Source organism: Nocardiopsis sp. Huas11, assembly GCF_003634495.1.
Lineage (GTDB): Bacteria > Actinomycetota > Actinomycetes > Streptosporangiales > Streptosporangiaceae > Nocardiopsis.
This window is the reverse complement of record NZ_RBKY01000001.1, coordinates 7,080,060-7,105,644: the sequence shown is the minus strand read 5'-3', so window position 1 is coordinate 7,105,644 and position 25,585 is coordinate 7,080,060. Positions and strand designations below refer to the sequence as shown.

General features: G+C 72.6%; 20 protein-coding genes. 8 read left to right on the top strand and 12 right to left on the bottom strand.

Annotated features, from left to right (window positions below; all coding sequences use genetic code 11):
• Nucleotides 1–86: 86 nt before the first annotated feature.
• From DFP74_RS31765 to DFP74_RS31750, 4 genes are read right to left on the bottom strand one after another with little or no spacing between them, the layout of a single operon-like run.
• On the bottom strand, nucleotides 87–668 hold the full coding sequence (locus tag DFP74_RS31765) for an ATP/GTP-binding protein (RefSeq protein WP_121187570.1): 582 nt from the start codon (nucleotides 666–668) through the stop codon (nucleotides 87–89).
• Complete coding sequence (locus DFP74_RS31760; RefSeq protein ID WP_121187568.1) at nucleotides 649–1,050, bottom strand: DUF742 domain-containing protein; 402 nt, start codon at nucleotides 1,048–1,050, stop codon at nucleotides 649–651. The genes DFP74_RS31765 and DFP74_RS31760 overlap by 20 nt, the downstream gene beginning before the upstream one ends.
• A 9-nt stretch (nucleotides 1,051–1,059) precedes the next feature.
• On the bottom strand, nucleotides 1,060–1,503 hold the full coding sequence (locus tag DFP74_RS31755; protein WP_121187566.1) for a roadblock/LC7 domain-containing protein: 444 nt from the start codon (nucleotides 1,501–1,503) through the stop codon (nucleotides 1,060–1,062).
• Nucleotides 1,504–1,505: 2 nt separating this feature from the next.
• A complete protein-coding gene (locus DFP74_RS31750; RefSeq protein WP_255499676.1) occupies nucleotides 1,506–4,265 on the bottom strand; it encodes a nitrate- and nitrite sensing domain-containing protein in 2,760 nt (919 codons plus the stop codon).
• 606 nt (nucleotides 4,266–4,871) lie between these two features.
• On the opposite strand from DFP74_RS31750, the gene DFP74_RS31745 reads away from it, so the two are divergent.
• The gene (locus DFP74_RS31745) at nucleotides 4,872–6,020 is read left to right on the top strand and encodes an antibiotic resistance protein VanZ (protein ID WP_121187562.1); all 1,149 of its coding nucleotides are present in this window, start codon (nucleotides 4,872–4,874) and stop codon (nucleotides 6,018–6,020) included.
• Here DFP74_RS31745 and DFP74_RS31740 read toward each other — a convergent pair.
• The 4 genes from DFP74_RS31740 to DFP74_RS31725 all read right to left on the bottom strand — a co-directional run bounded on the left by DFP74_RS31740 (nucleotide 5,983) and on the right by DFP74_RS31725 (nucleotide 10,201).
• Nucleotides 5,983–6,378 carry a DUF3592 domain-containing protein gene (locus tag DFP74_RS31740; RefSeq protein ID WP_121187560.1) on the bottom strand — a complete coding sequence of 132 codons (396 nt, stop codon included), beginning with the start codon at nucleotides 6,376–6,378 and terminating at the stop codon, nucleotides 5,983–5,985. The two genes, DFP74_RS31745 and DFP74_RS31740, sit on opposite strands and share 38 nt — an antisense overlap.
• 35 nt (nucleotides 6,379–6,413) lie before the next feature.
• On the bottom strand, nucleotides 6,414–7,049 hold the full coding sequence (locus DFP74_RS31735) for a TetR/AcrR family transcriptional regulator (protein ID WP_121188648.1): 636 nt from the start codon (nucleotides 7,047–7,049) through the stop codon (nucleotides 6,414–6,416).
• Nucleotides 7,050–7,242: 193 nt separating this feature from the next.
• A complete protein-coding gene (locus DFP74_RS31730; RefSeq protein ID WP_121188647.1) occupies nucleotides 7,243–9,285 on the bottom strand; it encodes a YhgE/Pip domain-containing protein in 2,043 nt (680 codons plus the stop codon).
• Nucleotides 9,286–9,382: 97 nt separating this feature from the next.
• Nucleotides 9,383–10,201: an ATP-binding cassette domain-containing protein gene (locus tag DFP74_RS31725; RefSeq protein ID WP_121187558.1), complete on the bottom strand. Its 819-nt coding sequence runs from the start codon at nucleotides 10,199–10,201 to the stop codon at nucleotides 9,383–9,385.
• Nucleotides 10,202–10,415: 214 nt separating this feature from the next.
• Here DFP74_RS31725 and DFP74_RS31720 point away from each other — a divergent pair, with 214 nt between their 5' ends.
• The gene (locus DFP74_RS31720; protein ID WP_121187556.1) at nucleotides 10,416–11,201 is read left to right on the top strand and encodes an endonuclease V; all 786 of its coding nucleotides are present in this window, start codon (nucleotides 10,416–10,418) and stop codon (nucleotides 11,199–11,201) included.
• A 140-nt stretch (nucleotides 11,202–11,341) separates the two neighbouring features.
• Here DFP74_RS31720 and DFP74_RS31715 read toward each other — a convergent pair whose 3' ends face one another.
• Nucleotides 11,342–12,781 carry a GuaB1 family IMP dehydrogenase-related protein gene (locus DFP74_RS31715; RefSeq protein ID WP_121187554.1) on the bottom strand — a complete coding sequence of 480 codons (1,440 nt, stop codon included), beginning with the start codon at nucleotides 12,779–12,781 and terminating at the stop codon, nucleotides 11,342–11,344.
• A 234-nt stretch (nucleotides 12,782–13,015) separates the two neighbouring features.
• Between DFP74_RS31715 and DFP74_RS31710 the strand changes: the two genes are divergently transcribed.
• Nucleotides 13,016–13,939 carry a CDP-alcohol phosphatidyltransferase family protein gene (locus DFP74_RS31710; protein ID WP_121187552.1) on the top strand — a complete coding sequence of 308 codons (924 nt, stop codon included), beginning with the start codon at nucleotides 13,016–13,018 and terminating at the stop codon, nucleotides 13,937–13,939.
• A gap of 106 nt (nucleotides 13,940–14,045) precedes the next feature.
• Here DFP74_RS31710 and DFP74_RS31705 read toward each other — a convergent pair whose 3' ends face one another.
• Nucleotides 14,046–15,182: an acyltransferase family protein gene (locus DFP74_RS31705; protein WP_121187550.1), complete on the bottom strand. Its 1,137-nt coding sequence runs from the start codon at nucleotides 15,180–15,182 to the stop codon at nucleotides 14,046–14,048.
• 401 nt (nucleotides 15,183–15,583) lie between these two features.
• Here DFP74_RS31705 and DFP74_RS31700 point away from each other — a divergent pair, with 401 nt between their 5' ends.
• The gene (locus DFP74_RS31700) at nucleotides 15,584–17,680 is read left to right on the top strand and encodes an amidohydrolase (protein ID WP_121187548.1); all 2,097 of its coding nucleotides are present in this window, start codon (nucleotides 15,584–15,586) and stop codon (nucleotides 17,678–17,680) included.
• A 6-nt stretch (nucleotides 17,681–17,686) separates the two neighbouring features.
• On the top strand, nucleotides 17,687–18,490 hold the full coding sequence (locus tag DFP74_RS31695) for a M48 family metallopeptidase (protein ID WP_121187546.1): 804 nt from the start codon (nucleotides 17,687–17,689) through the stop codon (nucleotides 18,488–18,490).
• Between the two features lie 30 nt (nucleotides 18,491–18,520).
• On the opposite strand, the gene DFP74_RS31690 is transcribed toward DFP74_RS31695, so the two are convergent.
• On the bottom strand, nucleotides 18,521–20,686 hold the full coding sequence (locus tag DFP74_RS31690) for an elongation factor G-like protein EF-G2 (protein ID WP_121187544.1): 2,166 nt from the start codon (nucleotides 20,684–20,686) through the stop codon (nucleotides 18,521–18,523).
• Between the two features lie 184 nt (nucleotides 20,687–20,870).
• Here DFP74_RS31690 and DFP74_RS31685 point away from each other — a divergent pair, with 184 nt between their 5' ends.
• The 3 genes from DFP74_RS31685 to DFP74_RS31675 all read left to right on the top strand — a co-directional run bounded on the left by DFP74_RS31685 (nucleotide 20,871) and on the right by DFP74_RS31675 (nucleotide 24,463).
• Entirely contained in the window at nucleotides 20,871–22,055 is a 1,185-nt protein-coding gene (locus DFP74_RS31685) for a CPBP family intramembrane glutamic endopeptidase (RefSeq protein ID WP_199725835.1), read from the top strand.
• 278 nt (nucleotides 22,056–22,333) lie between these two features.
• A complete protein-coding gene (locus DFP74_RS31680) occupies nucleotides 22,334–23,125 on the top strand; it encodes an alpha/beta hydrolase (RefSeq protein WP_121187542.1) in 792 nt (263 codons plus the stop codon).
• Nucleotides 23,126–23,182: 57 nt separating this feature from the next.
• Complete coding sequence (locus tag DFP74_RS31675) at nucleotides 23,183–24,463, top strand: MFS transporter (RefSeq protein WP_121187540.1); 1,281 nt, start codon at nucleotides 23,183–23,185, stop codon at nucleotides 24,461–24,463.
• On the opposite strand, the gene DFP74_RS31670 is transcribed toward DFP74_RS31675, so the two are convergent.
• On the bottom strand, nucleotides 24,456–25,427 hold the full coding sequence (locus DFP74_RS31670) for a hypothetical protein (RefSeq protein ID WP_121187538.1): 972 nt from the start codon (nucleotides 25,425–25,427) through the stop codon (nucleotides 24,456–24,458). The two genes, DFP74_RS31675 and DFP74_RS31670, sit on opposite strands and share 8 nt — an antisense overlap.
• Nucleotides 25,428–25,585 lie beyond the last annotated feature (158 nt).

Below are 25,585 nucleotides of genomic sequence, written 5' to 3'. Positions count from 1 at the left end.
GGTCCCTCCGGGGTGCCGACCGGGCGGGCACGAGCGCGGCGCGGTGACGGCCGGGCGAGCGCGGCGCGGGGCCGCGAGGACACGCGTCAGGCGGCCATGCGCTCCGCCACCCGGTTGACCAGCGTCAACAGGACCTCCTTGGAGGACTGGCGCTCCCGTGCGTCGCACAGGACCACGGGGATGCCCGGGTCCAGGCTGAGGGCGTCGCGCACCTCCGACGGCTCGTAGGCGTGGGCGCCCTCGAAACAGTTGACCGCCACCACGAAGGGCACGCCGCGCCGCTCGAAGAAGTCGACCGCGGCGAAGCAGGTCTCCAGCCGGCGGGTGTCGGCGAGGACGATCGCGCCCAGCGCGCCCTCGGAGAGTTCGTCCCACATGAACCAGAACCGCTCCTGCCCGGGCGTGCCGAACAGGTACAGGACGAGGCTGTCGTTGATGGTGATGCGGCCGAAGTCGAGCGCCACCGTGGTGGTCGTCTTGGCCTCCACACCGGACAGGTCGTCGATGCCGTAGCTGGCCTCGGTCATCACCTCCTCGGTGCTGAGCGGCGCGATCTCGCTCACCGATGCGACCATCGTGGTCTTACCGGCGCCGAAACCGCCCGCCACCAGGATCTTGAGCGCCGACGGGACCGGGGCCTGGGTGTCGTCAGAGTCGCTGGATGCCATCGAGAACCGCCTGGAGTACGTCCCGGCTGACCGGGCTCTTTGCCGTGTAGGGTGCGCGGGCCAGGGCCAGGCCGCGGTTGAGGAGGTCGCTCAGCAGGACCTTGACGACGGCGACCGGGATGTCCAGGTGCGCGGACACCTCGGCCACCGACAGGGGGCGCCGGCACAGCTCCAGGATGCGGAGCTGTTCGGGTTCGAGCGCCATCTCGTCGATCTCCGCCCGCTTGGCGGCGATGACCACACTGATCATGTCGAGCTTGACGCTGTCGGCGTGGTCGCGGCCCTGGGCGATCACGTACGGGCGGACGAGGGGACCCGCTTCCTCGGCCCCCGCGGGTGGCGGCGCCCCGTCCGCCGGTCGTTGCTCGTGGTTGGCTGGCATAACCGTCCCCTATCGCGTGGATTGCCCGGTCGCGCCCTCGTGCCTGGGTGCGGCGTCCAGGTACCGTCCGACCTGTTCGACCAGGACGTTCATCTCGTAGGCGATGAGACCGACGTCGGCGCTCTCCTCGGCCAGGACGGCCAGGCACGCGCCGCGCCCGGCGCCCGTGACGAACAGGTAGGCGCTCTCCATCTCGACGACCGTCTGCAGGACCTCGCCGCCGCCGAAGTGCCGACCGGTGCCCCGCGCCAGGCTCTGGAACGCCGAGGCCACCGCGGACAGGTGCTCGGCGTCCTCCTTGACCAGGCCGCGGGAGCGGCCGATCAGCAGACCGTCGGCGGAGAGCACGATGGCGTGCCGCGAGCCGACCGCTCGTTCGAGCAGTTCGTCGAGCAGCCAGTCGATGTCCTTGGTCTTGGTGCCGCGCTCGGTGCTGTCGGGGGTGCTCGTCACTGTTACGCGTCCTTGTCGGTGTCGTCGGTCTGCTGTTTGCTCTCGCGCCGTCCTCGGTCGGTGCCCTTCTGGAAGGCGGACATGTTCTGACGCAGGCGGGCCAGGCGGTCCGAGGAGACGGTGGGGTCGCCGGCGGTGGCGCCGCCGGTGGCCGGGCCGCCCAGGACGTCACCGCCCGTGTCGGCCGCCAGCTGCGGAGCCAGGTTCTCCTGCGGTCGGCGCTTGGGCAGCGGCGGACGCCCGCCGCCGGCCTCGACCATCGTCGGCGTCGGGTCGGCCGCGGGGTCCGGGGCCGCCGTCGCCGTGCCGGTCGCCGGGCGGCGGGTGGGGAGCGGTGTCCGGGCGTCCGCGCCGGACGGGGCCGTGTCGCCCCCCGCCGCGGGAACGCGGCGGGGGAGCGGGCCTGTGCCGTTCACGCCGCCTGTGCCATTCACGCCGCCGGTGCCGTCCTGGTCGGAGGTGTCCTCCGCCACGGCCCCGGACGTGTCGTCGCGCGAGTCGTCCCGGTCGTCCGCCGCGGCGCCGTCCAGGACGTCGGCCGGCGCGGGCGCGGGCGCGAACAGCGACGCCAGACCGGTGGACGGGGAGGACGGGCCGCTCGTGGTGCTCCCGGCCCCGTTGGTGGTCTCGGTCTCGTCGGTGACGTCGGTCGGCGGGGCCACCGAGGTCAGCACCGGCTTGGTGCCGTTCGCGTCGGCGCCGTCGGCCTGGGGGGCCTCGATGGCGCCCCGTGAGCGGTCGACGATCTCCCGGACCTCCCAGATGTCCTCGTCACCGTCCTGGCCGGGGAGCGGCCGGCGCTCGCCCGAGACCAGGCTGTGCGGCAGCAGCACGATCGCCTGCACACCGCCGTACGGGGACTGGCGCAGGTGGACCTGGATGCCGTGCCTGTGCGCCAGGTGCGAGACCACGAACAGTCCCAGGCGCATCTTCTCGTTGAGGCGCATCACGTCGAACTCGGGCGGGTCGGCCAGCAGCGCGTTGGCCGACTCGAACTCGCTCTCCGTCATGCCCAGACCGCGGTCCTCGATCTCGATCGTCACGCCGTTGGGCACGTCGTCGCTGCTCAGCCGGACCTGGGTGTGCGGCGGGGAGAACATCGCGGCGTTGTCGACCAGCTCGGCGACCAGGTGGATGACGTCGGCGACGGCGGGGCCGTTCAGGTGCACCCGGGCGATCCGCTCGCGCTTGACGCGGGTGTAGTCGCCGGACTCGGAGATGGCTCCGCGCAGGACGTCGATGAGCGGCATCGGCCGGTGCCAGGTGCGGCCCGGCGCCTCGCCGCCGAGGATCAGCAGGTTCTCGGCGTTGCGGCGCGAGCGCGTGGCGAGGTGGTCGAGCTTGAAGAGCTGGGCCAGCTGCTCGGGGTCCTCCTGCTCGCGCTCCATCTTGTCCAGCAGCCGCAGCTGGCGGTGGACCAGCGTCTGGCTGCGGTGGGCGATGTTGAGGAACACGCGGTTGACGCCCTGGCGCAGCTCCGTCTGCTGGACCGCCTCGTCGACGGCGGCGCGCTGGGCGGTGTTGAACGCCCGGGCCACGTCGCCGATCTCGTCGTCGGTGGCGGTCAGCTGGGGGACGGCGGTGCAGGTGTCGACCGTGTCGCCCGCGTGCAGCCTGCGCATCAGCGCGGGCAGCCGCGTCTCGGCCAGGTCGGTGGCGCCGTCGCGCAGGTCCAGCAGGCGGCCGGTGAGCAGGCGGGCGGAGCGGTTGGCCAGCAGGAAGGCGAACACGGTGACCGCGGCGACGCCGAGGCTGCTCACCACGGCGATCAGCAGGGCCTGATGGGAGCTCGCGCGCACGACCGCCGCGGAGTGCAGGGACTCCTCGGCGCCGATGTCGGTGAACTCGCTCAGCACGTGCGAGTACGGGTCCGACCACTCGTCGGCGTCGACCGGCATGGTCAGGTCCTCGACCGTACTGGTCTGCAGGGTGATCGGGTCGGTCTGCGTCTCGGTCGTGATCTGCCGGTCGATGATCTCCTGGCGCAGGCGGACCATCTCGGCGTACTCGGGGCCCTCTAGGACGGCCTGGAGCCGCTCCTGCAGGCCGTCGCCGGCGATGTAGTCGCCGTTCGCCTCCAGGAAGGCCTCATAGGAGCCGACGAGCTCGGTGAACTCGGTCTGGTCGTCCTGGCTGAGCTCGCCGGTGGCGAAGGCACGGGAGAGCTGGGCGTCGCTGCGGGCGAGCATGTCGACCGTGCGGAACATGTAGCTCGCGGAGAAGCCGGGGTCCGTGGCCGCGCCGAGGTCGCCGTCGCGCGCGATGCTCTCGAAGGCGTCGGCGCCGTGGACGATCAGGTCGTTGTAGTAGTCCAGGATGTCGGCCCGGGAGGCACTGCCCTCGTCCACTTCGGCGCGCAGGCCGTCGATCTCCTCGTACATCGCGTAGAGCATCTCGATGTGCTCGCCGCTGCGGCCCGGAGCGATGTCGACGAAGCCGATGAACTCGTCGATCACCGCGCCCATCGTCTCGTCGGTGAGGGCGCGGGACTCCGCCAGGCTCTCCGCGAGCTCCGGGTCCTCGGGGTTCTCGATGAAGGCGATGGTCTGGGAGCGCTCCTGCATGACGTTGACCAGGCCGACGGCGGCCGGGGTGACCAGTTCGTCCGTGGCGTTGGCGCGCAGCAGCTTGATCACGGCGTCACCGCCGAGGACGACCGTGGCGACCAGCCACAGGACGATCAGGGCCGACACCGGGATCATGACCATTGCGCGGAGCCTGGCGGTGATCGTCCGCTTGCGCCGCTCGGGTACTGCCTGCACGGTTCTCCTGTCGATCCGCGTCGCGAGTTCTTCTCGGGGCCGGGGGTGGCCGCTCTGTTCCTGGGGGAGGGCGCGTCGACCGCGCGGGGGGCGGGCCGGCCGCGTCTTCGGGCCGGGTCCGCGTGCGGGGTGGTGACGCGGACCTACCGCAGGGTAACCACTCGCACGTCCGCTCGGCGCCGTGGGTCGGCGCTTCGCACGGGAGGGGCGTGAGTTCCGCGTGCTGGGGCAGTCTGCCACGTTGGGCAGATATGTCCAGTCATCAGGTGATTACTCACGAGGTAGGGCCACTGCAGAATAGGACAAACGTCATAAGAGTCAAAGGGGGTATGGCGAGATTCGCGTCGCAGGAGTGGGCGGAGGGGTCGCAATTCGCCGTTCGGACCCCGTGGCCAGGCACGGCGTACTAGCGTTGCGGCGCGGGTGAGGCCGGTCCCCTCGGGTCGTCCGCGCGCCGCGGGCGCCCCGCCCGCGCGCCCCGCCCGCGCGCCCCGCCCCCTGAGCACCGCATCTGGCGGTACGCGGTACCACTTTGCGAAAGGAGAGAGGGCGCGTTCCCCCGCCGCGGCCGATCCGGCCCCGAGGGACCCGTGCCCCAACCCACTGATGGGCCAACCGTTCGGCGGAGGACAGGCCGCCATCGAGGTGGCGGTCGCCGCCGTGCCCCTGCTCGTCGTCATCGGCGCCGCGCTCTACCTGCGCGGCCAGCACCGCCGCTACGGGCGTCGGCACGGCTGGCCGGGACGGCTCACCACGGCCGCGCTGGTCACCGGGGTGGGCGTGGTCCTCTACGCCGTGTGGCCGCTGCCCGCCAACGCCGACGGGCTCTGCGCCCTCGACCCCTCCGTCGCCGGAGCGCGGCCGGGCCCCGCCCTGCCCTGGGCCGCCCCCGCCGACACGGTCCGCGCGATGGCCCTGGCCTTCGCGCTCTTCCTCCCGGTCGGCTTCCTGGCCCGCTGGCGCTTCCGACGCGGCTGGGCGCTCACACTGGTCGTCGGCACTGCCCTCGCCGCGGCCGCCGCCCTCCTGCGCGCCACCGGAGTGCTGGGACTGTACCCGTGCGCCTACGCCGACACCTCGCCGCCGCTCGTGGCCCTGGGCGCGGCGGGAACCCTTACCGGCTGGCTGATCGCCCGCTGGGTCCTCCCGCTGTGGCCCACCGGGCCCGCGCGCGGATGGCCCGCCGCCCTGCCCGACCGGCTCGTCCCCGACCTCGGCCGCCGGATGACGGGCGCGCTGCTGGACCTGGGCCTGTGGTGGTACGGCACGGCCGCCCTGGTGGCGGTCCTGCACGCCTACGACGTCGTGCGGCCCACCACCGTCGACGAGGTCCGGGCCGCCGCGCTGGTCGCGAGCGCCGCCGTCTTCGCCCTGGTCCTGCCCCACCTGCGCCGCGACCGCGCCACACTGGGAGCCGCCGCCGTGCACCTGGCCCTGACCGCGCCCACCGCGCCGCGACCCGCCGACCGGTGGCGCGTCCTGGTGCGCACGCTGCTGCTCCAGGCCCCGGTCGTCCTGCTGCTGGCGCTCGGCCCGGCCTGGGGCGCGCTCGCCGTCATCGCCCTCCACGGCAGCACGGCGGTGGTGCGGCCGGACCGCGCGGGACTGGCCGACCTCGTGTGCGGGGTCCGGGTCCGGACCCGCTCGCTGGTGGACGGCGGGCTGCCGGACCGCCTGGTCCGCTACACCGCGCCGGTCGAGCCCGTCGGCGCGGGGCTCAGTTCCACTCCAGGTAGCCCAGCAGCAGACCGATGACCACCAGGAGCGCTCCCAGCCCGCCGAACATCACCCGCACGTAGCGGGAGAGCCAGGGGCCGGAGACGATCCGGGCCAGCTCGGGCACCTCCGGGTCGTAGGAGACGGTGACGATCTCGCCCGCCCGGGACGCGGTCCACCCCGAGCTCTCGTGCTCGGCGTGGACCTCCTGGCCGTCCTCGGTGCGGAACTGCACGATCATCCGGGAGGCGGTCGACGTCTCGTGGTAGCCGATGATCCGGCCCTTGGCGCGCACGCCGTGCCGGACCAGGCGCAGTTCGAGCCGGGTCTCGCGCGTGACCGTCCACAGCAGGACGACGCCCGCGAGGATGGGTATCAGGGGGTAGAGCTCGACCATCGTGGGGGATGTCCTCTCGGCAGGTGCGCGGGAAGCTAGGGCGCCGGCGGGCCGACCAAGCCGTCCGCCATGTGCGCCAGGGTCGCGTGGATGTCCTCGATCGGGCGTTCGGGCTGGAGCGTGCGCCAGTCCAGCGCCACACTCACCACCATGCCGAACAACGCCGAGCCGGCGAGGTCGGTGTCCAGATCCGGCCGGACCAGTCCCTCGCGCACGAGGTCGTCCAACAGGGCGGTGATCACCCCGATCGCCTCGGTGCGGATCTGGTGGACCGCCGTGTACCAGGAGCGGTTGGTGCGCCAGGCCTCGGCCATGAGCATCCGGGCCAGCGCCTCGTGCGCGCCGATGAACACCACGCCGGCGCGCAGGACGCCCGCGAGCGCCGCGCGCGGGGCCACGCCCGCGTCGGGTGCGGGCACCGCCTCGGCCAGGGTCTGGGCCAGCCGGGTGACGCCCCACTCCATCAGGGCCGTGTACAGCTCGCTCTTGCCGCCGAAGTTGTAGTAGACGGTGCCCTTGGCGACCCCGGCCCGCTCGGCGATCTCGTCGACGGTGGTGGCGTCGTACCCCTGCTCGGAGATCAGCGTGATCGCCGCCTCGAACAGGCGCTGCCGCGTGGCCTCGCGGCGTCTGCTGATCGGGCGGTCACCGCTCGGGGTGCGCACACTCATCTGGGGGTTGGACACGCGATCCCGTCCCTCGGGGCGGGCGCGTCCGTCTCCTTCCTCGGACTCGTCACCGGCCGACGGCCGGTCCGTGGGGCACGGCGGTTCGACGGCGCGGGGTCCGCGCTCCGTTCCATGCCGGGCGCCCTGGTCCCACGCTACCCGGGCGCGGTCGGCCGACCGGTGCCGCCGAGCGCCGTCAGAGCTTCAGCGCGGGGTAGAGGGCGCTCATGGTCCAGGTCCGCTTGCGGTCGACGGCCCTCCACGTGAGAAGCAGAGGGATCACCAGCCACAGCGACATCACCCCGAAGGCCTGCCAGACCAGGACCATGTCGCCGCCGCCGATCAGGTGGCGCATCGCCGTGACGGCCCAGTGCAGCGGCAGGTACGGTCCGATCGCCTGGAAGAACCCGGGGCTGGTCTCGATCGGGTAGGTGCCCCCGGCCGAGGTCAGCTGCAGCACCAGCAGGGCCAGCGCGATCACCCGTCCGGCCGCGTTGAACCGCACGTTCAGGAACTGCACGGTGGCGGTGAAGGCGGCGGAGGTCAGCAGCAGGAACGCGATCATCAGCGGCCATTGCCGCGCCTGGAGCCCCAGCAGCAGGTGCAGCGCCGTCAGCATCACCGCGACCTGGCCCGCGCCCAGCAGCAGGGGCACGACGCGTCCGGCCAGCGCCACCCGCCAGGAGGCGGCGGTCGAGGCCAGGGCGCGGGAGGACAGGGCGGGCAGGACCATGAACACGACCATGGCCCCGACCCACAGCGACAGCGGGACGAAGAACGGCGCGAACCCGGTCCCGTAGTTGGGCGACTCGTTGTCGACCTCGGTGTCCAGGCGGACCGGCCGGCTCATCATGTCGGCCGCCGTGGTCCGGCCCTCGTCGGAGTAGGTGGGGATCTCCTCGACCCCTTCGGCCAGCCCGTCGGCGAGCTCGTCCGACCCCGCGGACAGGTCGCCCAGGCCCTCGTGCAGGTCGCCCGCGCCGCCGCTGAGCTCGCCCAGCCCCTCGTCGAGGTCGTCGGCGCCGTCGGAGGCGTCACTGAGCCCGTCGCGCAGCGTACGCGCGCCCGAGGCGATCTCCTCCAGCCCCTCGGCCAGTTCGTCGACCTGGTCGCGTGCTCCCTCGGCCCTGTCGACCATGTCGGGCAGGTCCTCGGCCAGGTTCGCGGCGTCCGTGCTCAACTCCGCGGCCTCCGCGGAGGCCGTCCGGATGTCCTCGCGGTTGTCGTTGACGTACTCCGCGGTGGTGAGGCCGACGTCCAGCGCGCCCTGGACGTCGGTGAGCAGCGTGTGCAGCTCGGGCTCCTCGGTCTCCAGGTCGGGGTGGTCCTCCAGGTACTCCGTCAGGCGCTGGTCCACCGCGGACAGCTCCGAGGTGTCGATCTCCTCGGGCAGCTCGTCCAGGGCGGTGGACAGGTCTCCCGCGATCCGGGACACCGTGCGTGCGCGCTCCTGGAGGCCGGGCAGGTCCTCCTCCAGCTGGGGGAGCCACTCGTCGGCCAGCCGGTCCAGCTTCTCGACCTGGGTGGAGACCTCGTCGGAGGCCGTCGTGGCGCCGGTGGCCAGCTCGCGCGAACCGCTGTAGAGCTCGCCCAGGCCGCTGCTGAGCGAACCCGCGCCGGTGTGCGCCGAGTCGATCCCGGTGGACAGCTCGCCGGACCCCTCCTCCGCGGAGTAGGCGCCCCCGGCCAGATCGCCGGCGCCCTCGGCGGCCTCCTCGGTGGAGCCGTGGATCTCGTTGAAGCCGAGGAAGATCTCGTCGAGGTAGTCGGTGACCGCCGACTCGGCGGCGGCGTCGCGGACCTCCTTGAACGCGGCTCCGGCCAGGGACCGGACGATGTAGCTGTTGGAGTCGTTGTAGTTGGCCACGAGCATGGCCGGGACGGGTTCCTCCCGGTCGCGCGAGGGCGAGGTCAGGTTCTCGCTGAACCGCGAGGGGATGGTCAGCGACACGTAGTACGTGCCGTCGGCCACGCCCCGGGCGGCCTCGTCGGCGCCGACGGGCCGCCAGTCCAGGTCGCCGCCGTCCAGGAGGGTCTCGGCGAGTTCGTCGCCCGCGGCGACCTCGCGGCCCTCCACCTCGACCGGCTCGTCCTCGTTGACCAGGGCGATGGGCAGGTGCTCCATCCGGCCGAAGGGGTCCCAGAAGGACCACAGGTACATGCCGGAGTAGAGCAGGGGGATGATCAGCAGCGCCGCCAGCGCCGCGGTCGGCAGCGGCGAGCGGAGGAAGGACCGCATGGTGAGCAGCCCGAGGCGGGCCACCGCGAAGGGGCGCACGCGCGGGGCGCTCGCCGCTGTGCCCTGGTCCGGCCTCGCGCGCTCGGCGCGGGGGAGTCTACGCCTGGCCACTGGTCGGGTTCCCTTCGGTCCGGTGGTGGAGGAGTTCGTCGATGCCGATGGACTTCGGGGCCGCGTGCCTGCCCCGCTGCGTCTCGGGGGCGGGGGCGGGGGCGGGGGAGGGGTCGGCCGCTTCCCGTTCCTCGGTTCCCTGGCGGAGGGGGAAGGGGCCCTGCAGGTCGCGGTCGGCGGGGTCGGACCCCTCGACCAGGGCGGTGGGGTCGGCGCAGGTGGCGATGACGGTGAGCCCGTCCGCGGCGAGGTCGCGCAGGGTGCGCCACATCCGGGCCTGGTGCTCGCGGCACAGGCCGGCGTCGACGTCGTCGACCGCCAGCAGCCGGGGTTCGTTGACCAGGGCCAGAGCGGTGCCGAAGCGGCGCCGTTCCAGCATGGGCAGGTCCTTGACGAGCGTGGAGCGGTCCAGGTCGGTCAGTCCGGCGGCGGCCATGGCCTCGTCCGTGGTGCCGCGCGGGGCCGGGCGCATCCGCAGCAGCAGGCCCTCGGCGAGGTGCTCGCGGACCCGGAGCCGGTCGTCGAGGTCGTTGACGCCCCCCATCAGGCCGAGCGCGCTGATCCGCCGGACCTTGCGCGCCTGCGCGGGCAACCGGAAGCCGTCGACGTGCAGGGTGCCCGAGGACGGCTTCATCCGCCCGGTCAGCGTCAACAGCAGGGCGCTGCGCCCGCCGCCGGAGTCGGCCTGGAAGACGGTGAGCGTCCCCGGCCGCGCGGTGAACCCCACATCCGAGTAGACGGTGCCCTCGCGCGTGCCGAGTGTGACGTCCTCGGCGTGGACACGAGCTCCGGTGGCCCGACGCATCCTGATGGCCTCCCTCCATTTTTGAACTGACCAGTCAGTTCAAAAGCAACGCGTCCACAGTACTCGCGCACGCCCCTGCCCCGAGCGTTGGCGACTGTGTGCTCGGGCACAACGCACCGCGCGCGGAGCTGCCTGGCTCTTTACGCGCTCGCGAGCTGGGTCGGGTAGACGAGGATGAGGACCGGAGTGGCCGTGACTGACGAAGGGAAACGGGATGTCGGAGATCGCCGATCGCGTCGGGCGGGTCCTGCACGACCCGGAGCTGTGGCCGCGGGACCCGAAGCAGGCCACCGCGCTGCAGCGGGAGATGGCCGGACGGGTGCGCGAGGAGCCGCTGGACGCCGACGCCGTGCGCTACGTCGCCGGGCTGGACGTCAGCTACGCCAGGGACGACTCGGCCCTGGCGGCGGCGGCCGTGGTGCTGGACGTGCGGACGATGGAGGTCGTGGACTCCGCCGTCATCTCGGCGGAGCCCACCTTCCCCTACATCTCCGGGCTGTTCGCCTTCCGGGAGTCGCCGCCCGTCCTGGAGGCGCTGGGACGGCTCTCGGTCACGCCGGACGTCTACCTGTGCGACGGGTTCGGCCTGGCCCACCCGCGGCGGTTCGGCGTCGCCTGCCACCTGGGCGTACTGCTGGACCTGCCGGTGGTGGGATCGGCCAAGTCCGTGCTCTACGGAAAGCACTCCGAGCCCGGCGACGAGCGCGGCTCGTGGACGCCGATGGTCGCGGGGCGCTCGGAGGTGGTGGCGGACTCCGCCGCCCTGGCCGCGGAGGGCGCGGAGGTCATCGGCCGGGTGCTGCGCACCCGTGCCGGGGTCAAGCCGGTCTACGTGTCCGTGGGCCACCGCGTGGACCTGGAGGGCGCCGCGGACCTCGTCCTGCGCCTCTCACCCCGGTACCGGGTCCCCGAACCGGTCCGGCACGCCGACCGCCTGTGCGGCGAGCACCGCAAAGCCGTCCTCGCCGCCCGAGACGACTCCCATCCCCAGGATTCGTAGGAAGTGAGCCTGTGCCCCAGGGGGTGTAGGCCGCGGGTGCGGTCCTACGGTTCCCCTGGGGGTGCTCGGGGCGCGGGCGCCCCGAGCCCGCGGCCGAGCTTGCGAGGGCGCCAAAAGAACCAGGGCGCCGGAGAACACGGCTACCAGCTGGTGGGAACCGGACGCCCCTCGTTGTAGCCCGCGGCGCTCTGCACGCCCACGACCGCGCGCTCGCGGAACTCCGCCAGCGACGTGGCGCCCGCGTAGGTCATCGAGCTGCGCACACCGGCGATGATCTGGTCGATCAGGTCCTCCACGCTGGGCCGCTCGGGGTCCAGGTACATGCGTCCCGTGGAGATGCCCTCCTCGAACAGCGCCTTGCGGGCCCGCTCGAACGGAGTGTCGTCGGCCGTGCGCAGCCGCACCGCGCGGGCCGACGCCATGCCGAAGCTCTCCTTGTACTGGTGGCCCTGGGCGTCGCGCATGACGTCGCCCGGCGACTCGTAGGTCCCGGCGAACCAGGAGCCCACCATGACGTTGGACGCGCCCGCGGCCAGCGCCAGGGCGACGTCGCGCGGGTGGCGCACGCCGCCGTCGGCCCACACGTGGGCGCCCAGCTCGTGCGCGGCCTCGGCGCACTCCAGGACCGCGGAGAACTGCGGGCGGCCCACGGCCGTCATCATCCGCGTGGTGCACATCGCGCCCGGGCCGACGCCGACCTTGACGATGTCGGCGCCCGCCTCGACGAGGTCGCGGGTGCCCTGGGCGGTGACGATGTTGCCCGCCACGATCGGCACGTTCGGCGCGAGCCCGCGCACCTTGGCGACCGCGGCGATCATCTTCTCCTGGTGGCCGTGCGCGGTGTCGATCACGAGCGTGTCCACACCGGCGTCCAGCAGCTCGGCGGCCTTGCCCGCCACGTCGCCGTTGATGCCGACGGCCGCCGCGATCCGCAGCCGGTCACCGTCGTCCACCGCGGGCGTGTACAGGGTGGAGCGCAGCGCGCCGGTGCGCGTCAGCACGCCCACCAGGGCGCCCTCGGCGTCCACCACCGGGGCCAGGCGGTGCCGGAAGTCGTGCAGTATCCCGAACGCCTCCTGCGGCTCGGTGCCGTCCGGGATGGTGAGCAGCTCGGTGGACATCACGTCGCGCAACTGCGCGAAGCGGTCGACGCCGGCGCAGTCGGCCTCGGTGACCACGCCGAGCGGACGGCGGGCGTCGTCGATCACGATCACGGCGTTGTGCGCCCGCTTGGGCAGCAGGTTGAGCGCCTCACCGACCGTGCTGGCCGGGTTGAGCGTGATCGCGGTGTCATAGACCAGGTGGCGCCGCTTGGTCCAGGCGACGACATCGGCCACCACCTCGAAGGGGATGTCCTGCGGGATGACGGTGATGCCGCCGCGCCGGGCGACCGTCTCGGCCATCCGGCGTCCGGCGACCGCGGTCATGTTCGCCACGACCAGCGGGATGGTGGTGCCCGTGCCGTCCGGCGACGACAGGTCGACGCTCAGGCGCGACCCCACGGCGCTGCGGCCCGGGACCATGAACACGTCGCTGTAGGTGAGGTCCTGCTGCGGGACCTGGTCGTTGAGAAAGCGCAATGCCTCTACCTCGGTCGAGACCGAAGGGGGTGGACCATCCGCTGCTCCCGCACGCGGCCGCCTGTTGATCCCCCTCTTACCAGTCAAGTATGCCTTCATCGATTAGGTCGGACGACCCACCATCTGGCATGATGACTCGGTTCCCGCCTACCCGTCCCCTTCCCGTTCCCACCATCGGTGCCTGAGCGCGATCGGTCGGTGGCGTAGGGGGACGGTCACCCCTGGAGATCACGCATGTCGCGTTTCACGTTCGCGCAAGTCAAGGAAGAGACCTACAAGCCCAGGGACGCCTGGTGGACGGTCTTCCTCGTCGATCCGCTCGCGGGTCGGCTCGTGGTCTGGACCGCGAACCGCACCGACATCACGCCGAACCAGCTGACGCTGGGCGCCGGCGTGCTCGGGCTGGCCTCCGCCGTGTGCTTCGCGCTGCCGGGCTGGCAGGTCCCCGCGGCCTGGGCGTGGCTCGTCCTGGGCGGCCTGCTGTTCCACCTGAGCTTCGTGCTCGACTGCATGGACGGCAAGATCGCCCGGCTCAAGGGCAACGGATCGGTGTTCGGGGCCTGGGTGGACTTCGTCTTCGACCGGATCCGCTTCTTCGGCTGCCTGATGGCGCTGCTCATCGGCCAGTGGGCGGCCACGGGGAACGTCGCCTACCTGCTCGTGGCGCCGGCCGTGGTCTTCTTCGACCTGCTGCGCTACCTCAACGGCGCGCAGGTCGCCAAGACGCGCAAGTCGATGCGGCAGATGCTGGCGGCGGCCTCGGGCGACGAGGCGCAGATCCGCGCGGCGGCCGGCGGTGACGACGACCCCGAGAACGAGGAGACGGACAGCGACTCCCCGGCGCGTTCCGCGGCGGGGGAGCACGGGTCCCTCTACGCGCGCGTGCGCGCGTTCCTGCTCCGGCACCGGGTGCGGCCGCACCTGTTCAGCGGCATCGAGTTCGAGATGTTCGTGTGCGTGGTCGCCCCGGTCACCGTGCTGGTCTCCTTCTTCACCCCGCTCAACAGCCTCATCATCCCCGTCGCGGTGCTGTCCTGCCTGGCCCTGGCCTTCTTCGAGGTCGTCCTGGTGGTGCGCCTGTGGCAGGAGTCGCGGCGCTTCGAGGCCCGCCGCCGGGAGTGGTCCTCCACCGCCCCCCGGGCCGCCGGCGAGAGCTGATCCCGCGCACAGGAAGGCCCCCGCGACCCTCACGGGTCCCGGGGGCCTTCCTGTGCGCGGGACGGCGTGTGCGCGGAACGGTGTCCGCGACCCGGTCCGGCCGGGGTCAGGCCTTCTCGGCCACGGGCTTCGCGCCGGCCGCGCGGGCCGGGGCGTCGTCCCGCAGGAGCCACCTCAGCCGCGGTTCCACCGCCCACTGCAGGCACGCGCGGGCCCAGGGGGTGCACAGGAACAGCGTGAGGCCCAGGCTGAGGGCGAACGTGGCCGCCAGGCCGGCGGGCCCGCCCACCACCTCGTACCAGGGAGAGGCCTTGAGCAGGATCAGGGCCACGGAATGGCCGAGGTAGACGTAGAGCGTGTAGGCCCCCAGCGAGGTGAACCACATCTCGCGCTTGGGAGTGAGGGCGAGCACGGCGATGGTCATCGCCAGCGCCAGGGCCATGAACAGCAGCCGGATGCCCATGCTGGGCATGATCGGGTCGATGTCCCGGTCGGTGAGGCTGTCCCGCCAGAACAGCCAGTCCCGGCTCAGGCGGTCGGAGATGGGGACCGCGAGCACGGCGGTCGCCACGAGCACGCCCACGGACATGACCCGCACCCAGAGCCGGTCGAGGTGGGCGAAGTGCTCGCGCCGCAGGCTCAGGCCCAGGACGAAGAAGGGCAGGAAGCTGAGCACGCGGCCCAGCGCCAGGGTGCCGCCGCCGAGGTCGGTCGTGGAGGCGAACACCGAGATGAGCACCGCGATGGCCACCGGCCAGCGGAGCCGCTGCCACACGGGCACGCTCAGCCGCCACATGAACAGGGCCACCAGGAACCACAGGGTCCAGGTGGGCTTGAGCACCGACAGTGATTCGGGCAGGCCGCCGCGCTCGACGCCGTAGATGAGCTGGTGGATGGTCCAGAAGACGAGGTAGGGCACCGCCAGCGACACGACCAGCTTCTCCACACGGCGCGACGAGGCGTCGAAGGACCGCGAGAGGTAGCCGCTGATCATGATGAACGCGGGCATGTGGAAGAAGTAGATCCAGTAGTAGAGGGCACTGGCGGGCCCGTAGTCGCGCAGCGGCTCGACCGCGTGGCCCACGACGACCAGCGCGATCAGGATGAACTTGGCGTTGTCGAGCCGCGCGTCGCGTCCGGGCCTGTTCGCCGGCGCCGAGCCCCCGGGAGCGGTGGGCAGGGCGGCCGGGGACGGCCCCGACCCTGGTTGGTGGGACGCTGAACTGACGGTTGATGAGGCCACGAACGGTCTCCGAGACGACGGGTGCGGTATGACGGTGTGCGCTGGGCTCGCGGCCGAGTGGACGGGGCCGCGGCCGACGGGGGATGTCGGGACGCTGGTCGGCGCCGCGTAGCGGCTGGGTCCGGGAGAGGGTCACCGAAGGTCGGATGATTCGACTCGTGCGTCGTTACCTTACTGAGACATGGCGGCGCACGCCAGGGGTTTCCCCGAATCCGGAGAAAACGTGTGGCGTCGCTCACCCTCCCGCCGGGCGCCGACTATCAGGGGATCGTAACTCATGGGTGCGGTCGCGTGCGCCTTGGGTGACCATGGCAGTGTGGGGCGGCGACGGCCGCGCCGATAGGCTGCACCCAGGCCGAGACGTCGCGCAGGCGTTCGCCCAGTCGAGAACGAAGAAGGCGGTGGAAACCGTGCCGCACGCGGTGGACCCCAACCGTGCAGCCCAGCACGGCAGTGTGGTCATGCGACTCCTCGACGAGATCTTCCCGCTCGTCGAGGGGTTCTATGTCGACCTGCACAAGAACCCGGAGCTGTCCCACTCCGAACATCGCACCGCCAGCGGCGTCGCCGAATGGCTGACCCGCACGGGCTACGAGGTCCACAAGGGGGTCGGCGGCACCGGCGTGGTCGGTGTCCTGCGCAACGGCCCCGGCCCCACGGTGATGCTGCGCGCCGACATGGACGCGCTCCCCGTGGAGGAGCGGACCGGTCTGCCCTACGCCAGCACGGCGCACGCGACCGACGACGAGGGCAAAGAGGTCCCCGTCATGCACGCGTGCGGCCATGACGCCCACACCGCGTGCCTGGTGGGCGCCGCCGACCTGCTGTCGGAGACCCGCAGCGAGTGGGCGGGCACCGTCATGGTCGTCGCCCAACCCGCGGAGGAGACCCTCGACGGCGCGCAGGCGATGCTCGACGACGGGCTCTACGAGCGCTTCGGCCGCCCCGACGTCATCCTCGGCCAGCACCTGGGCCCACAGCCCGCGGGACTCATCTCCCACCGGGCCGGTGTCATCCTCGGCGCCGCCGACTCCTACCGGGTCCGCATCTTCGGCGAGGGCGGCCACGCCTCCCAGCCGCACACCACCATCGACCCGGTGCTCGTCGCCGCGCACATCGTCACGCGCCTGCAGGGCGTGGTCTCGCGCGAGATCAGCCCGAGCGAGATGGCCGTCCTCACGGTCGGCCGCATCCACGCCGGGACCAAGGCGAACATCATCCCGGACGAGGCCTACCTCGAGGTCAACACCCGGGCCCTCAACGACAACGTCGCCCGGCAGCTCGAATCGGCCATCGAGCGCATCGTGCGCGCGGAGGCCGCGGCCTCCGGGGCCACCCGCGAACCCGAGATCGAACGCTTCGAGGGCGCGGGCATCACGGTCAACGACCCCACCAGCACCGCCGAGGTCGCCGCCGCCCACCACGCCTACTTCGGTGACGACTACGTCATCCACCTGCCCGACCCCTTCCCGGGCACGGAGGACTTCAGCTGCTTCGGCCTGCCCGCCGATCCCCAGCCCATCCCCTACGTGTTCTGGTTCGTGGGCGCCACCCCGCACGACGTGTGGGAGGCCGCCCCGGGCGACACCCCCTACGAGAAGATGGGCAACGTCCCCAGCAACCACTCGCCGTTCTTCGCGCCCTCCCGCGAGCCCACGCTGCGCGCCGGACTCGCCGCCATCACCGTGGCCGCGCTGTCCTACCTGGGCAGTGAGCGGTCCGCGCCGGCGCAGGGCGCGGCCCCCGCGGGCGGCGCCTACCAGGGGCAGGCCTTCGACGGCGGGCAGGAGCCGGCCGGGGACCCCTTCCCCGTCCACGACGCACCGCCGCCGGTCGGCGAGCCCGTGAGCGTGCCGGAGGACTCCTACGGCCCGCCCCCGGAGGGTCCGCGTTCCTCGACCGATCCCTACGGTCCGCCGCCCGCGGAGCCGTCCGCGCCGGCCGAGTCCTTCGGCCCGCCGCCGGGCGACGCCGCTCCGGCGAACCCCTTCGGCTCCCCGTCCGCTGACCAGGGCGGCTACGGCCCCCGGCCCGGAGAGGCCCCGCCCGCCGACTCCTACGACCGGCCCGCGCACTCCTACGGTCCGCCGATGGGCGAGGCCTACGCGCCGCCCGCCGAGAGCGGCGCGCCGCAGGAGGCCAACGACGCCTACGACAGCGCGTTCCTGGCCTCCTCCTGGCCCGAGCCGGGTCAGGAGGACGCGGCCAAGTCCACCCACGACGCCGACATGGACGCCGTCATCGGGGCCCAGGACGAGGAACTGCGCGAGGAGTGGCGCAGCGAGAAGGCCGAGGAGTCCACGCTCTCGGCGGACATGGCCGCCTTTCTGGACGACGACCCGCAGGGCGCGTCCCCGCAGGGGCCGCCCCCGCAGGGCCCGCCGCACGGGCAGCCCTCGGGCCCGGCGTACGGCGGACCGCCGCCGCGGGGCGACGCCCACCAGGCGCCCCCGCCCGGACCCGACGACGACCTGCCCGACTCCGAGTACCGCCTGTGACCCCGGATGGGGATCATCACCCGGCGCTGGGGTGATCCCCATCTGGGGCGGGAGCTGCGCCATCCGCTGGAGAACAGGCTCCTGGCCATGTGCGTGGCCGTCACCTGGCTCGCGGTCATCGGCGCGGTCAGCCGCGCCTACGCCGGTGAGCCGGGCGAGCCGCTGCTGCTGTTGAGCATCCCCGCGCTCGTGTACTTCGTGCGCGGGCAGCTCTTCGCGCGCCAGCGGATCAACGGGGTGCGCATCACCGAGGACCAGTTCCCCGAGGCGTACCGGATGGTCGCCGACGCGGCGGCGGTGTTCAACATGCGGCGCGTGCCCGAGGCCTACGTCGTCCTGGGCAACGGTGTGCTCAACGCCTTCGCCTCGGGGCACGGCAGCCGCCGGTACGTGGCCATCAACAGCGACCTGTTCGAGGTCGGCGGGCGCCTCGCCGACCCGGACGCGCTGCGGTTCGTCATCGGGCACGAGGTCGGCCACATCGCCGCCGGGCACACGTCGTTCCTGCGGCACTTCGGCATCTCCGTGGCCAACGTCATCCCCGGTGTGGGCAGCACGCTCGGGCGGGCGCAGGAGTACACCGCCGACAACCACGCCCACCTTTTCTGTCCCGAGGGCGCGCAGGGGCTGCGGATGTTCGTGGCGGGCAAGTACCTCTACACCGCCGTCGACTTCGACGCCGTCGCCGAGCGCGCCAGGACCGACACCGGGTTCTTCGTCCTGCTGGTCAACCTGCTCTCCAGCCACCCGGTGAACACGTTCCGGTTCGCCGCGCTGGCCGACCGCGGCCGGCCCGGGCGTGTCCTGTGACCCGGGGCGCCGGCCACCGACGGGTCTGCCTCACTCCACCTGGGCGGGAAGGCGCGCGGCGACCTGGGGCGGCAGTGTCTCGTGGCGCAGGTAGGTCCGGGTGAACACACCCGTGCCGTGGGTGATCGAGCGCAGCTCCACCGCGTACCGCGTCATCTCCAGCGTCGGCACCTCGGCGCGCACCACCGCCCGGCCCCCGTCGGCGGTCTCGGTGCCGACCACCCGCCCGCGGCGGGCGGACAGATCGCTCAGCACCGCGCCGAGATAGGCCTCGTCCATCTCCACGGTCACCTCGTCCACCGGCTCCAGCATCGCGAGCTTCGCCGCCGTCGCGGCGTCCCTGAGGGCGAGGCGGCCCGCCTTCTGGAAGGCCATGTCGGAGGAGTCCACCGAGTGCGCCCTGCCGTCGTAGAGGGTCACGCGCAGGTCCACCAGCGGGTACCCGGAGTCCACGCCCTCGGCCATCTGCGCACGGACGCCCTTCTCCACGGAGGGGACGAACTGGCGCGGTACGACGCCGCCGACGATCTCGTCGACGAACTCCAGGCCCGCGCCCGACTCCAGCGGCTCCACCCTGATCCGGCAGACCCCGTACTCCCCGTGGCCGCCGCTCTGCTTGACGTTGCGGCCCATGCCCTGCGCCGGGACCGCGAAGGTCTCCCGCAACGGGACCCGCATCGGCCCGGTCCGCACGCGCACGCCGTGGCGGTGCTCCAACCGGTCCAGCGCGGCGTCCAGATGGGCCTCGCCCAGGCTCCACAGGACCATCTGGTGGGTCTCGGGGTTGACCTCGACCCTGAGCGAGGGGTCCTCGGCCACCAGGCGCGCCACGGACTGCGACAGCTTGTCCTCGTCCGCCGCGGAGGCGGCGCTGACCGCCACCGGCAGCAGCGGCTGCGGGAAGCGCCAGGGCGAGACGCGCAGCGGCCGGTCGCGGTCGGAGATCGTGTCGCCCGTCCGGGCCGAGGGCAGCTTCGAGACCAGGCACAGGTCCCCGGCGAAGACCTGTCCCGCCGGGCGCGTCTCCCGCCCCACGGTGACGCTCAGCGCGCCCAGGCGCTCCTCCTCGCCGCTGCGGTCGTGCTCGTCCGAACCCGTCATGCCGCTGGGTACGCCGTGGCCGTGCAGGTGGACCGTGCTGTCGGAGGTGAGGGTGCCGGAGAAGACGCGTACCGTGCTGACCCGTCCGACGTAGGGGTCGCTGGAGGTGCTCAGGACCTCGGCGACCAGCGGGCCGTCCGGGTCGCAGGAGAGCCCGCGCACCGGGCGCCCGTCGGGTGAGACCACCTCCGGGAAGGCGCTCCGCGTCGGGTCGGGGCACGACAGCGGGAGCTCGCGCAGCAGCTCGCGCACGCCCACGCCGCGGGTGGGGCTGAGCGCCAGGACGGGGTGGAAGCCGCCCGCGGCCACCGCCTGCTTCAGGTCCGCGATGAGCAGGTCGGGATCGAGTTCGCCGCCCTCCATGTAGCGCTCCATGAGGGCCTCGTCCTCGCTCTCGGTGATGACCTCCTCGATGAGGGTCTCCCGTAGCGGGCCGGCGGCCTCGCGCAGCCAGTCGGGGACCGGACGCGGTTCGGGGGCGGATCCCGGTCCGCCCCCGTCGGAGTAGTCGTAGTAGCGCTCGGAGACCAGGCCCCACACGCCCACCACGCGGCGATCGTCCCCGCTGCTCTCCACCGCGGGCACGTAGGCGGGATGGACGCCGTGGCCGAAGGCCTCCTGGCACTGGGCGACCACCTCGTCGTAGTCGGCGCGCGGGTGGTCGATCTTCGTCACGGCCACGGCGCGGGGCATGCCCACGGCGGCGCACTCCTGCCACAGCACGCGGGTGCGCCCGTCCACCCCTTCCAGGGCGGAGACGACGAACAGGGCGGCGTCGGCGCCGCGCAGCCCGGCGCGCATGGCGCCGATGAAGTCGGCGTACCCGGGGGTGTCCAGCAGGTTGACCTTGACGTCGCCCACCATGACCGGGTTGACGGTGAGGTGGACCGAGCGCTTCTGCCGGATCTCGATCTCGTCGTGGTCGCTGACGGTCGTGCCGTCCTCCACACGGCCGGGCCGGGGGATCTGCCCGGCCGCGAAGAGCAGGGCCTCGACCAGGCTCGTCTTCCCGGCGCCGGTCGGCCCGACGAGGGCGATGTTGCGGATGTGCTGGGGCCGGTCGGCCCTCGGTACTGCCACGGTTCGATCTGCCATCCCTGCTGCCCAGCCCTTCGCGCCTTCGGGGCGGCGGGCGGGAGTGCGACGCGTGTCCCGTCGCCCGCGATGTGACCTGCGACACTCTCTACGGTCGCTGTTCGTCCCCCCGTCCACAAGAGGTCATGTGGTCCGGAATCCGTCATGTGCGCAATACGGGCATGGGGACCCCTACTATTGCCCCGTGCCTTGGTCGGAGACTCTCCCTCAGTTCAGCCTCGTCGGGACCCTGCTGACGGTCCTGCTGCTCCTCTTCGCGGCGTTCGGCGAACCGCTCCTCGGTCGGTTCGCGTTCGCCCGCCTGGCCCGCGACCGCCATGACGGCGGGCGCACCCTGCGGCGCCTCTACGCCGTCACGATGGCGATCCACGCCCTGTGGGGGCTGCTGGTCCTCGCGGTCCTGGTGCTCTCGCCGGGGCTCGGCGCCGGTGACCTGGGCCTGCGCGTCCCCGGAGCCTGGGGGCCGATCGCCGGCGGCGCCGTCGGCGGACTCCTGGCGCTGGCGGTGCTGTGGATCCTCACCAACGGGCTGCCGTTCGGCCGGTCCGGATCGGGGAGGAAGGGCGGCCGGCGGGGGTCCGGCCACCGGGGGAACCGGGCGTCGGCCGCGCCCGCGGCCCTGCCCGAGCCCGGGCGCCACCCCCAGAGCCTGCTCGTGCCGCGCACGACCGCCGAACGCGTGCTGGCCGGCGGCGCGGCGGTGACCGGGGGCGTGTTCGGAGAGCTCCTCTACCGGGGACTGTTCATCACCCTGCTGGCCGCGATGGGCGTCCCGCTGTGGATCGCCGCGGTCCTGTCGGTGCTGCTGTTCTCCGTCGCGCACGTCTACCAGGGCTGGTGGGGACTGGTCAGCGCCGGCGCCTCGGGCGCCCTGTTCACGATCCTGTACCTGGGCACGGGGAGCCTGTGGGTGCCGATGGCCGTGCACGTGGCCCTCAATCTGCGGTCCCTGGTCTTCCCGCCCGCCTCCGCCCGTGACGACGCCGGGGACGGGTACGAGGACGGGTACGAGGACGACGACGAGCCGTACGACGAGCGGCCCTACGACGATCAGTCCTATGACGACCAGGGTCCTGGCCTGCAGCCCCACGGTGACGGCTCCCAGGGGCAGCACCCCTACGGCGACCCGGGCCAGGGGCGGCAGCCCTACGAACAGCAGCCGTACCAGCAGCCCCACGAGCAGCAGCCGTACGGCGACCCGGGCCAGGGGCGGCAGCCCTGGGGCGCGCCCGCTCCGCCGCCTCCCTACGAGGAGCGCTACGCCGACCGGCCCGCCGACCCGAACCCGTACCCGCCCGGCCCCGCTTCCCCCTACGAGCAGCGGCCCTACGGCGAGCAGTACGAACAGTCCCACCGCGACCACCCCTAGGCCGTGTTTTTCTGCAGGCTTTCGGGTGAGCTCGCGGTCGTCAGGTCGTCTCTCGCAAGCCGATGTGCGAAGTTCAGCCTGGTTGTGCTGCACGAGCGCAGAGGCGCCGCGAGAGGCGGTCCTGGCGGCCGCGAGCCCGGAATGCTGCAAAAAACACGGCCTAGGCCGCGTTCTTCGCACCACGGTCTGACCCCGGTCCCCGCGGGGCCGCTCGCGGGGGCGCACGACACACCGGGGCCGGACCCTGGCTTGACGGACGCATCGGGCACCATGGACGGGTGTCTGACGCAATCGACCACCCACTGTCCCCGCCCCAGGACCACCGGTTCTGGCTGACCACGTCCGACGGCGTCGGGATCGACGCCGTCCTGCGGCGCGGTGCCGAGCCCCGCGAGTCGGTCATCGTCCTCGCCAACGGGTTCACCGGCTCCTACCGCAACCCGTACACGCGGGCGATCGCCGACGTCCTGCTGCCGATCGGCGACGTGATGACGTTCGACTTCCGCGGCCACCACGGCTCCGGCGGCCACAGCACCGTCGGCAACGCCGAGATCCACGACCTGGAGGCCGTCGTGGCCCGGGTGCGCGAGCTCGGCTACACGTCCGTGGCCACCGTCGGCTTCTCCATGGGCGCGGCCGTGGCCCTGCGCCACGCCGCCATCTTCGGCGGAGTCGACGCGGTCGTCTCGGTCAGCGCGCCCAGCCGCTGGTACTACCGGGGCACCCGCCGGATGCGTGTGCTCCACCTCGGCATCGAGCGCACCGTCGGGCGCTTCTTCCTGGAGCGCTTCCGCAAGGTGCGGGTCACCGACCGCCGCTGGGACCCCCGCCCGGCCGAACCGCGGGAGGTCGCCGGGAAGATCAGCCCGACCCCGCTGCTCGTGGTGCACGGCGACGCCGACACCTACTTCCCCGTCTCGCACGCCAACGCCATCCACGAGGCGGCGGGCGAGCCCAGTGACCTGTGGATCATCCCGGGTATGGGCCACGCCGAACGGGCCGTGACCCCCGAACTGTCGGCGCGCCTGCGCGACTGGGTCCGGGAGCGGATGGGCCACCGCGCGGAGTGAGCGCCGGCCGTGGTCCAACGCGTCGACAGGACCCGCGCGGTCCACTACAAAGGAGGGATGACCCGACCCCGTAAGCCCTCGTCCCGCCGCGGAGCGGACACCACCGGTACCACCCAGGACGGGCTGCCCGGTCTGCGCGGACGCGGTTTCGCGCTGCTCATCGCCGCGACCGCGGTGGGGCTGTGCGGATTCGCCGCCGTGCTGCCGCTGGTCCCGCTCTGGGCCAGCCGGGGCGGCGCGGGCGAGTTCGGGGCCGGGAGCACGACGGCGGCGTTCATGCTCACCACCGTCCTCACCCAGCTCACCATGCCCTGGCTCCTGGAGCGGGGCGGTTACCGGTGGGCCTTCCCCGTGGGCTGCCTCATCATGGGCCTGCCCACGCCGCTCTTCGCCGTGACCGCCGACCTGGCTCCGCTGCTCGTGGTCTCCGCCGTGCGGGGCGTCGGGTTCGGCATGGTCAGCGTCGCCGGAACGGCCCTGGCCGCGCGACTCGTCCCGAACGAGCAGGTCGGCCGCGCCACCGGCTACTACGGTCTGGCCGTCGGCCTGCCGCAGGTCCTCATCCTGCCCGGCGGAGTGGCGCTGGCCCTGCAGATCGGCTTCGACACCGCGTTCTGGATCACCGGCGCCTGCTCCGTCCTGGGCGCCGTGCTCGCCACCGGGATCTGGTTCGCCGACGGCGGGCGCAACCGGTCGGCACTGCGGTCGGCGCCGCGCGCCGGGGGAGTGGGCGACCGCGGGCCGGTCGGACTCCCGCTCCTGCTGCTCCTGGCGGCGCCGCTGGCGGTCATGCTCGTGGCGGCCACGTCGGCGAGCACGGTCATCACGTTTCTGGCCATCCCGCTGGAGCAGGCCGCGTGGCTGGTGAGCGGCACGCTGGCCGCGCTGGCCCTGGCCGTGGTCGTGGGCCGGTGGACCGCGGGGATGCTGCACGACCGGTACCGGCGCGCGCTGCTGCTCCTGCCGGGCATGGCCGGTGCGGTCGTCGGCCTGTCCCTGGTGACCGCGGGGCTGTGGACCGTCGGCGGGGCGGGCGACGTGCCGGGTCCGGCCGCCGCGACCCTCGTACTGGTGGGAGCGTCCCTGTTCGGGCTCGGGTTCGGCGCCGTGCAGAACGAGACCGTCATGCTCATGCTCAACCGCGCCGGCCCCGCCGGGTACGGCAGGGCCAGCGCGGTGTGGAACATCGGCTTCGACACGGGCTCGGGCGTGGGCGCGATGGGCATGGGCCTGGTCATCCAGCTCATGGGCTACGGCCCGGCGTTCGCCTTCCTGGCGATGCTGATGGCCTTGGCGCTCCCGCTGGCCCTGGGCGGACGCGGGGCCCGGCCTAGCTGATCGACGAGATGTGCACGTGGTCGTAGTGGTTGGCCGTCGCGCCGCCGCGGTCGTTCATGAAGACCCACTGCCGGTTGCTCCGGTGCCAGATCCGCTGCTTCCAGATGACGTAGTCCACGCCCAGGCGGTCGGCGTTGTCGATCGCGTACTGGGCGATCTGGTCGCCGAGGGCGTTGTTCTCGCCCGAGGGGATGGCGCCGCCCGAGCTCATCATGAAGTCGCAGGCACGGCCGTCGCCGTGGTCGTCGGCGCTGGGACGCCAGCAGCCGACGGGGTAGGGCGCGCCGTAGGCCATGATGATGTCGTCGCGGATCGCGGCCATACGGGCCGTGGTCGACTCCCAGCCGCCGCCCATGGCGCTCTCGGGGATCGTGCCGTTGCCGGGAGTCTCGGGGATCTGTGACTCCTCGTACTCCTCGATGTCCGCCTCGACCTCCTCGCGCTGTTCCTCGAGGGTCTCGACGAGCTCGGCGGCCTCCTCCAGCTCCTCGGTGAGATCGCTGGTGATCTCGGCCTGCTCGTCGCGGGTCTCGATGAGTTCGGAGATCTGGTCGGCCTGGCTCTGGCCGAGGTAGTTCAGCGTCGCGGCGTCGGAGAACATGTCCTCGGGGTCGCTGGAGAAGACGACCTGCAGGGACGGGTCGAAGCCGTTGTCGTTCTTGTACTGGGCGGAGGCGATGCTGGAGACGCCCGACCGGGAGTTCTCCAGCCGCGCCTCGACCTCTTCGAGGTCCTCCTCGGCCTTCTCGACCCGGTCCTTGATCTCGTTGTACTGGAGCAGTTCGCCGCCGTAGGACTCCTCCAGCTCCTCGGCGCGCTCGTTGAGCGCGTCGATGTCGATCTCGTCGTCCGGCTCGGCGTAGGCGGCACCGGGCACCGTCAGCAGCAGCACGAGGGAGACCGCGCCGATGGACAGCGCGGCCTGCCCGGTGCGTGGGACTCGGAATCGAGGGCTGGATGTCATCTTCTGCTCCGTGGACGGTCTGAGCGCATTCGGTGGGCCGGCGGCGAGACGGGGGGTGCCGTCGGGGCGGGAGATGCTCAGCAGACCTTGCGAGATCTTGGCGTCTGGATACTCAATCACGATCGGGGGAGTGAGCGGGGGCGAGTCCGAAGATACCC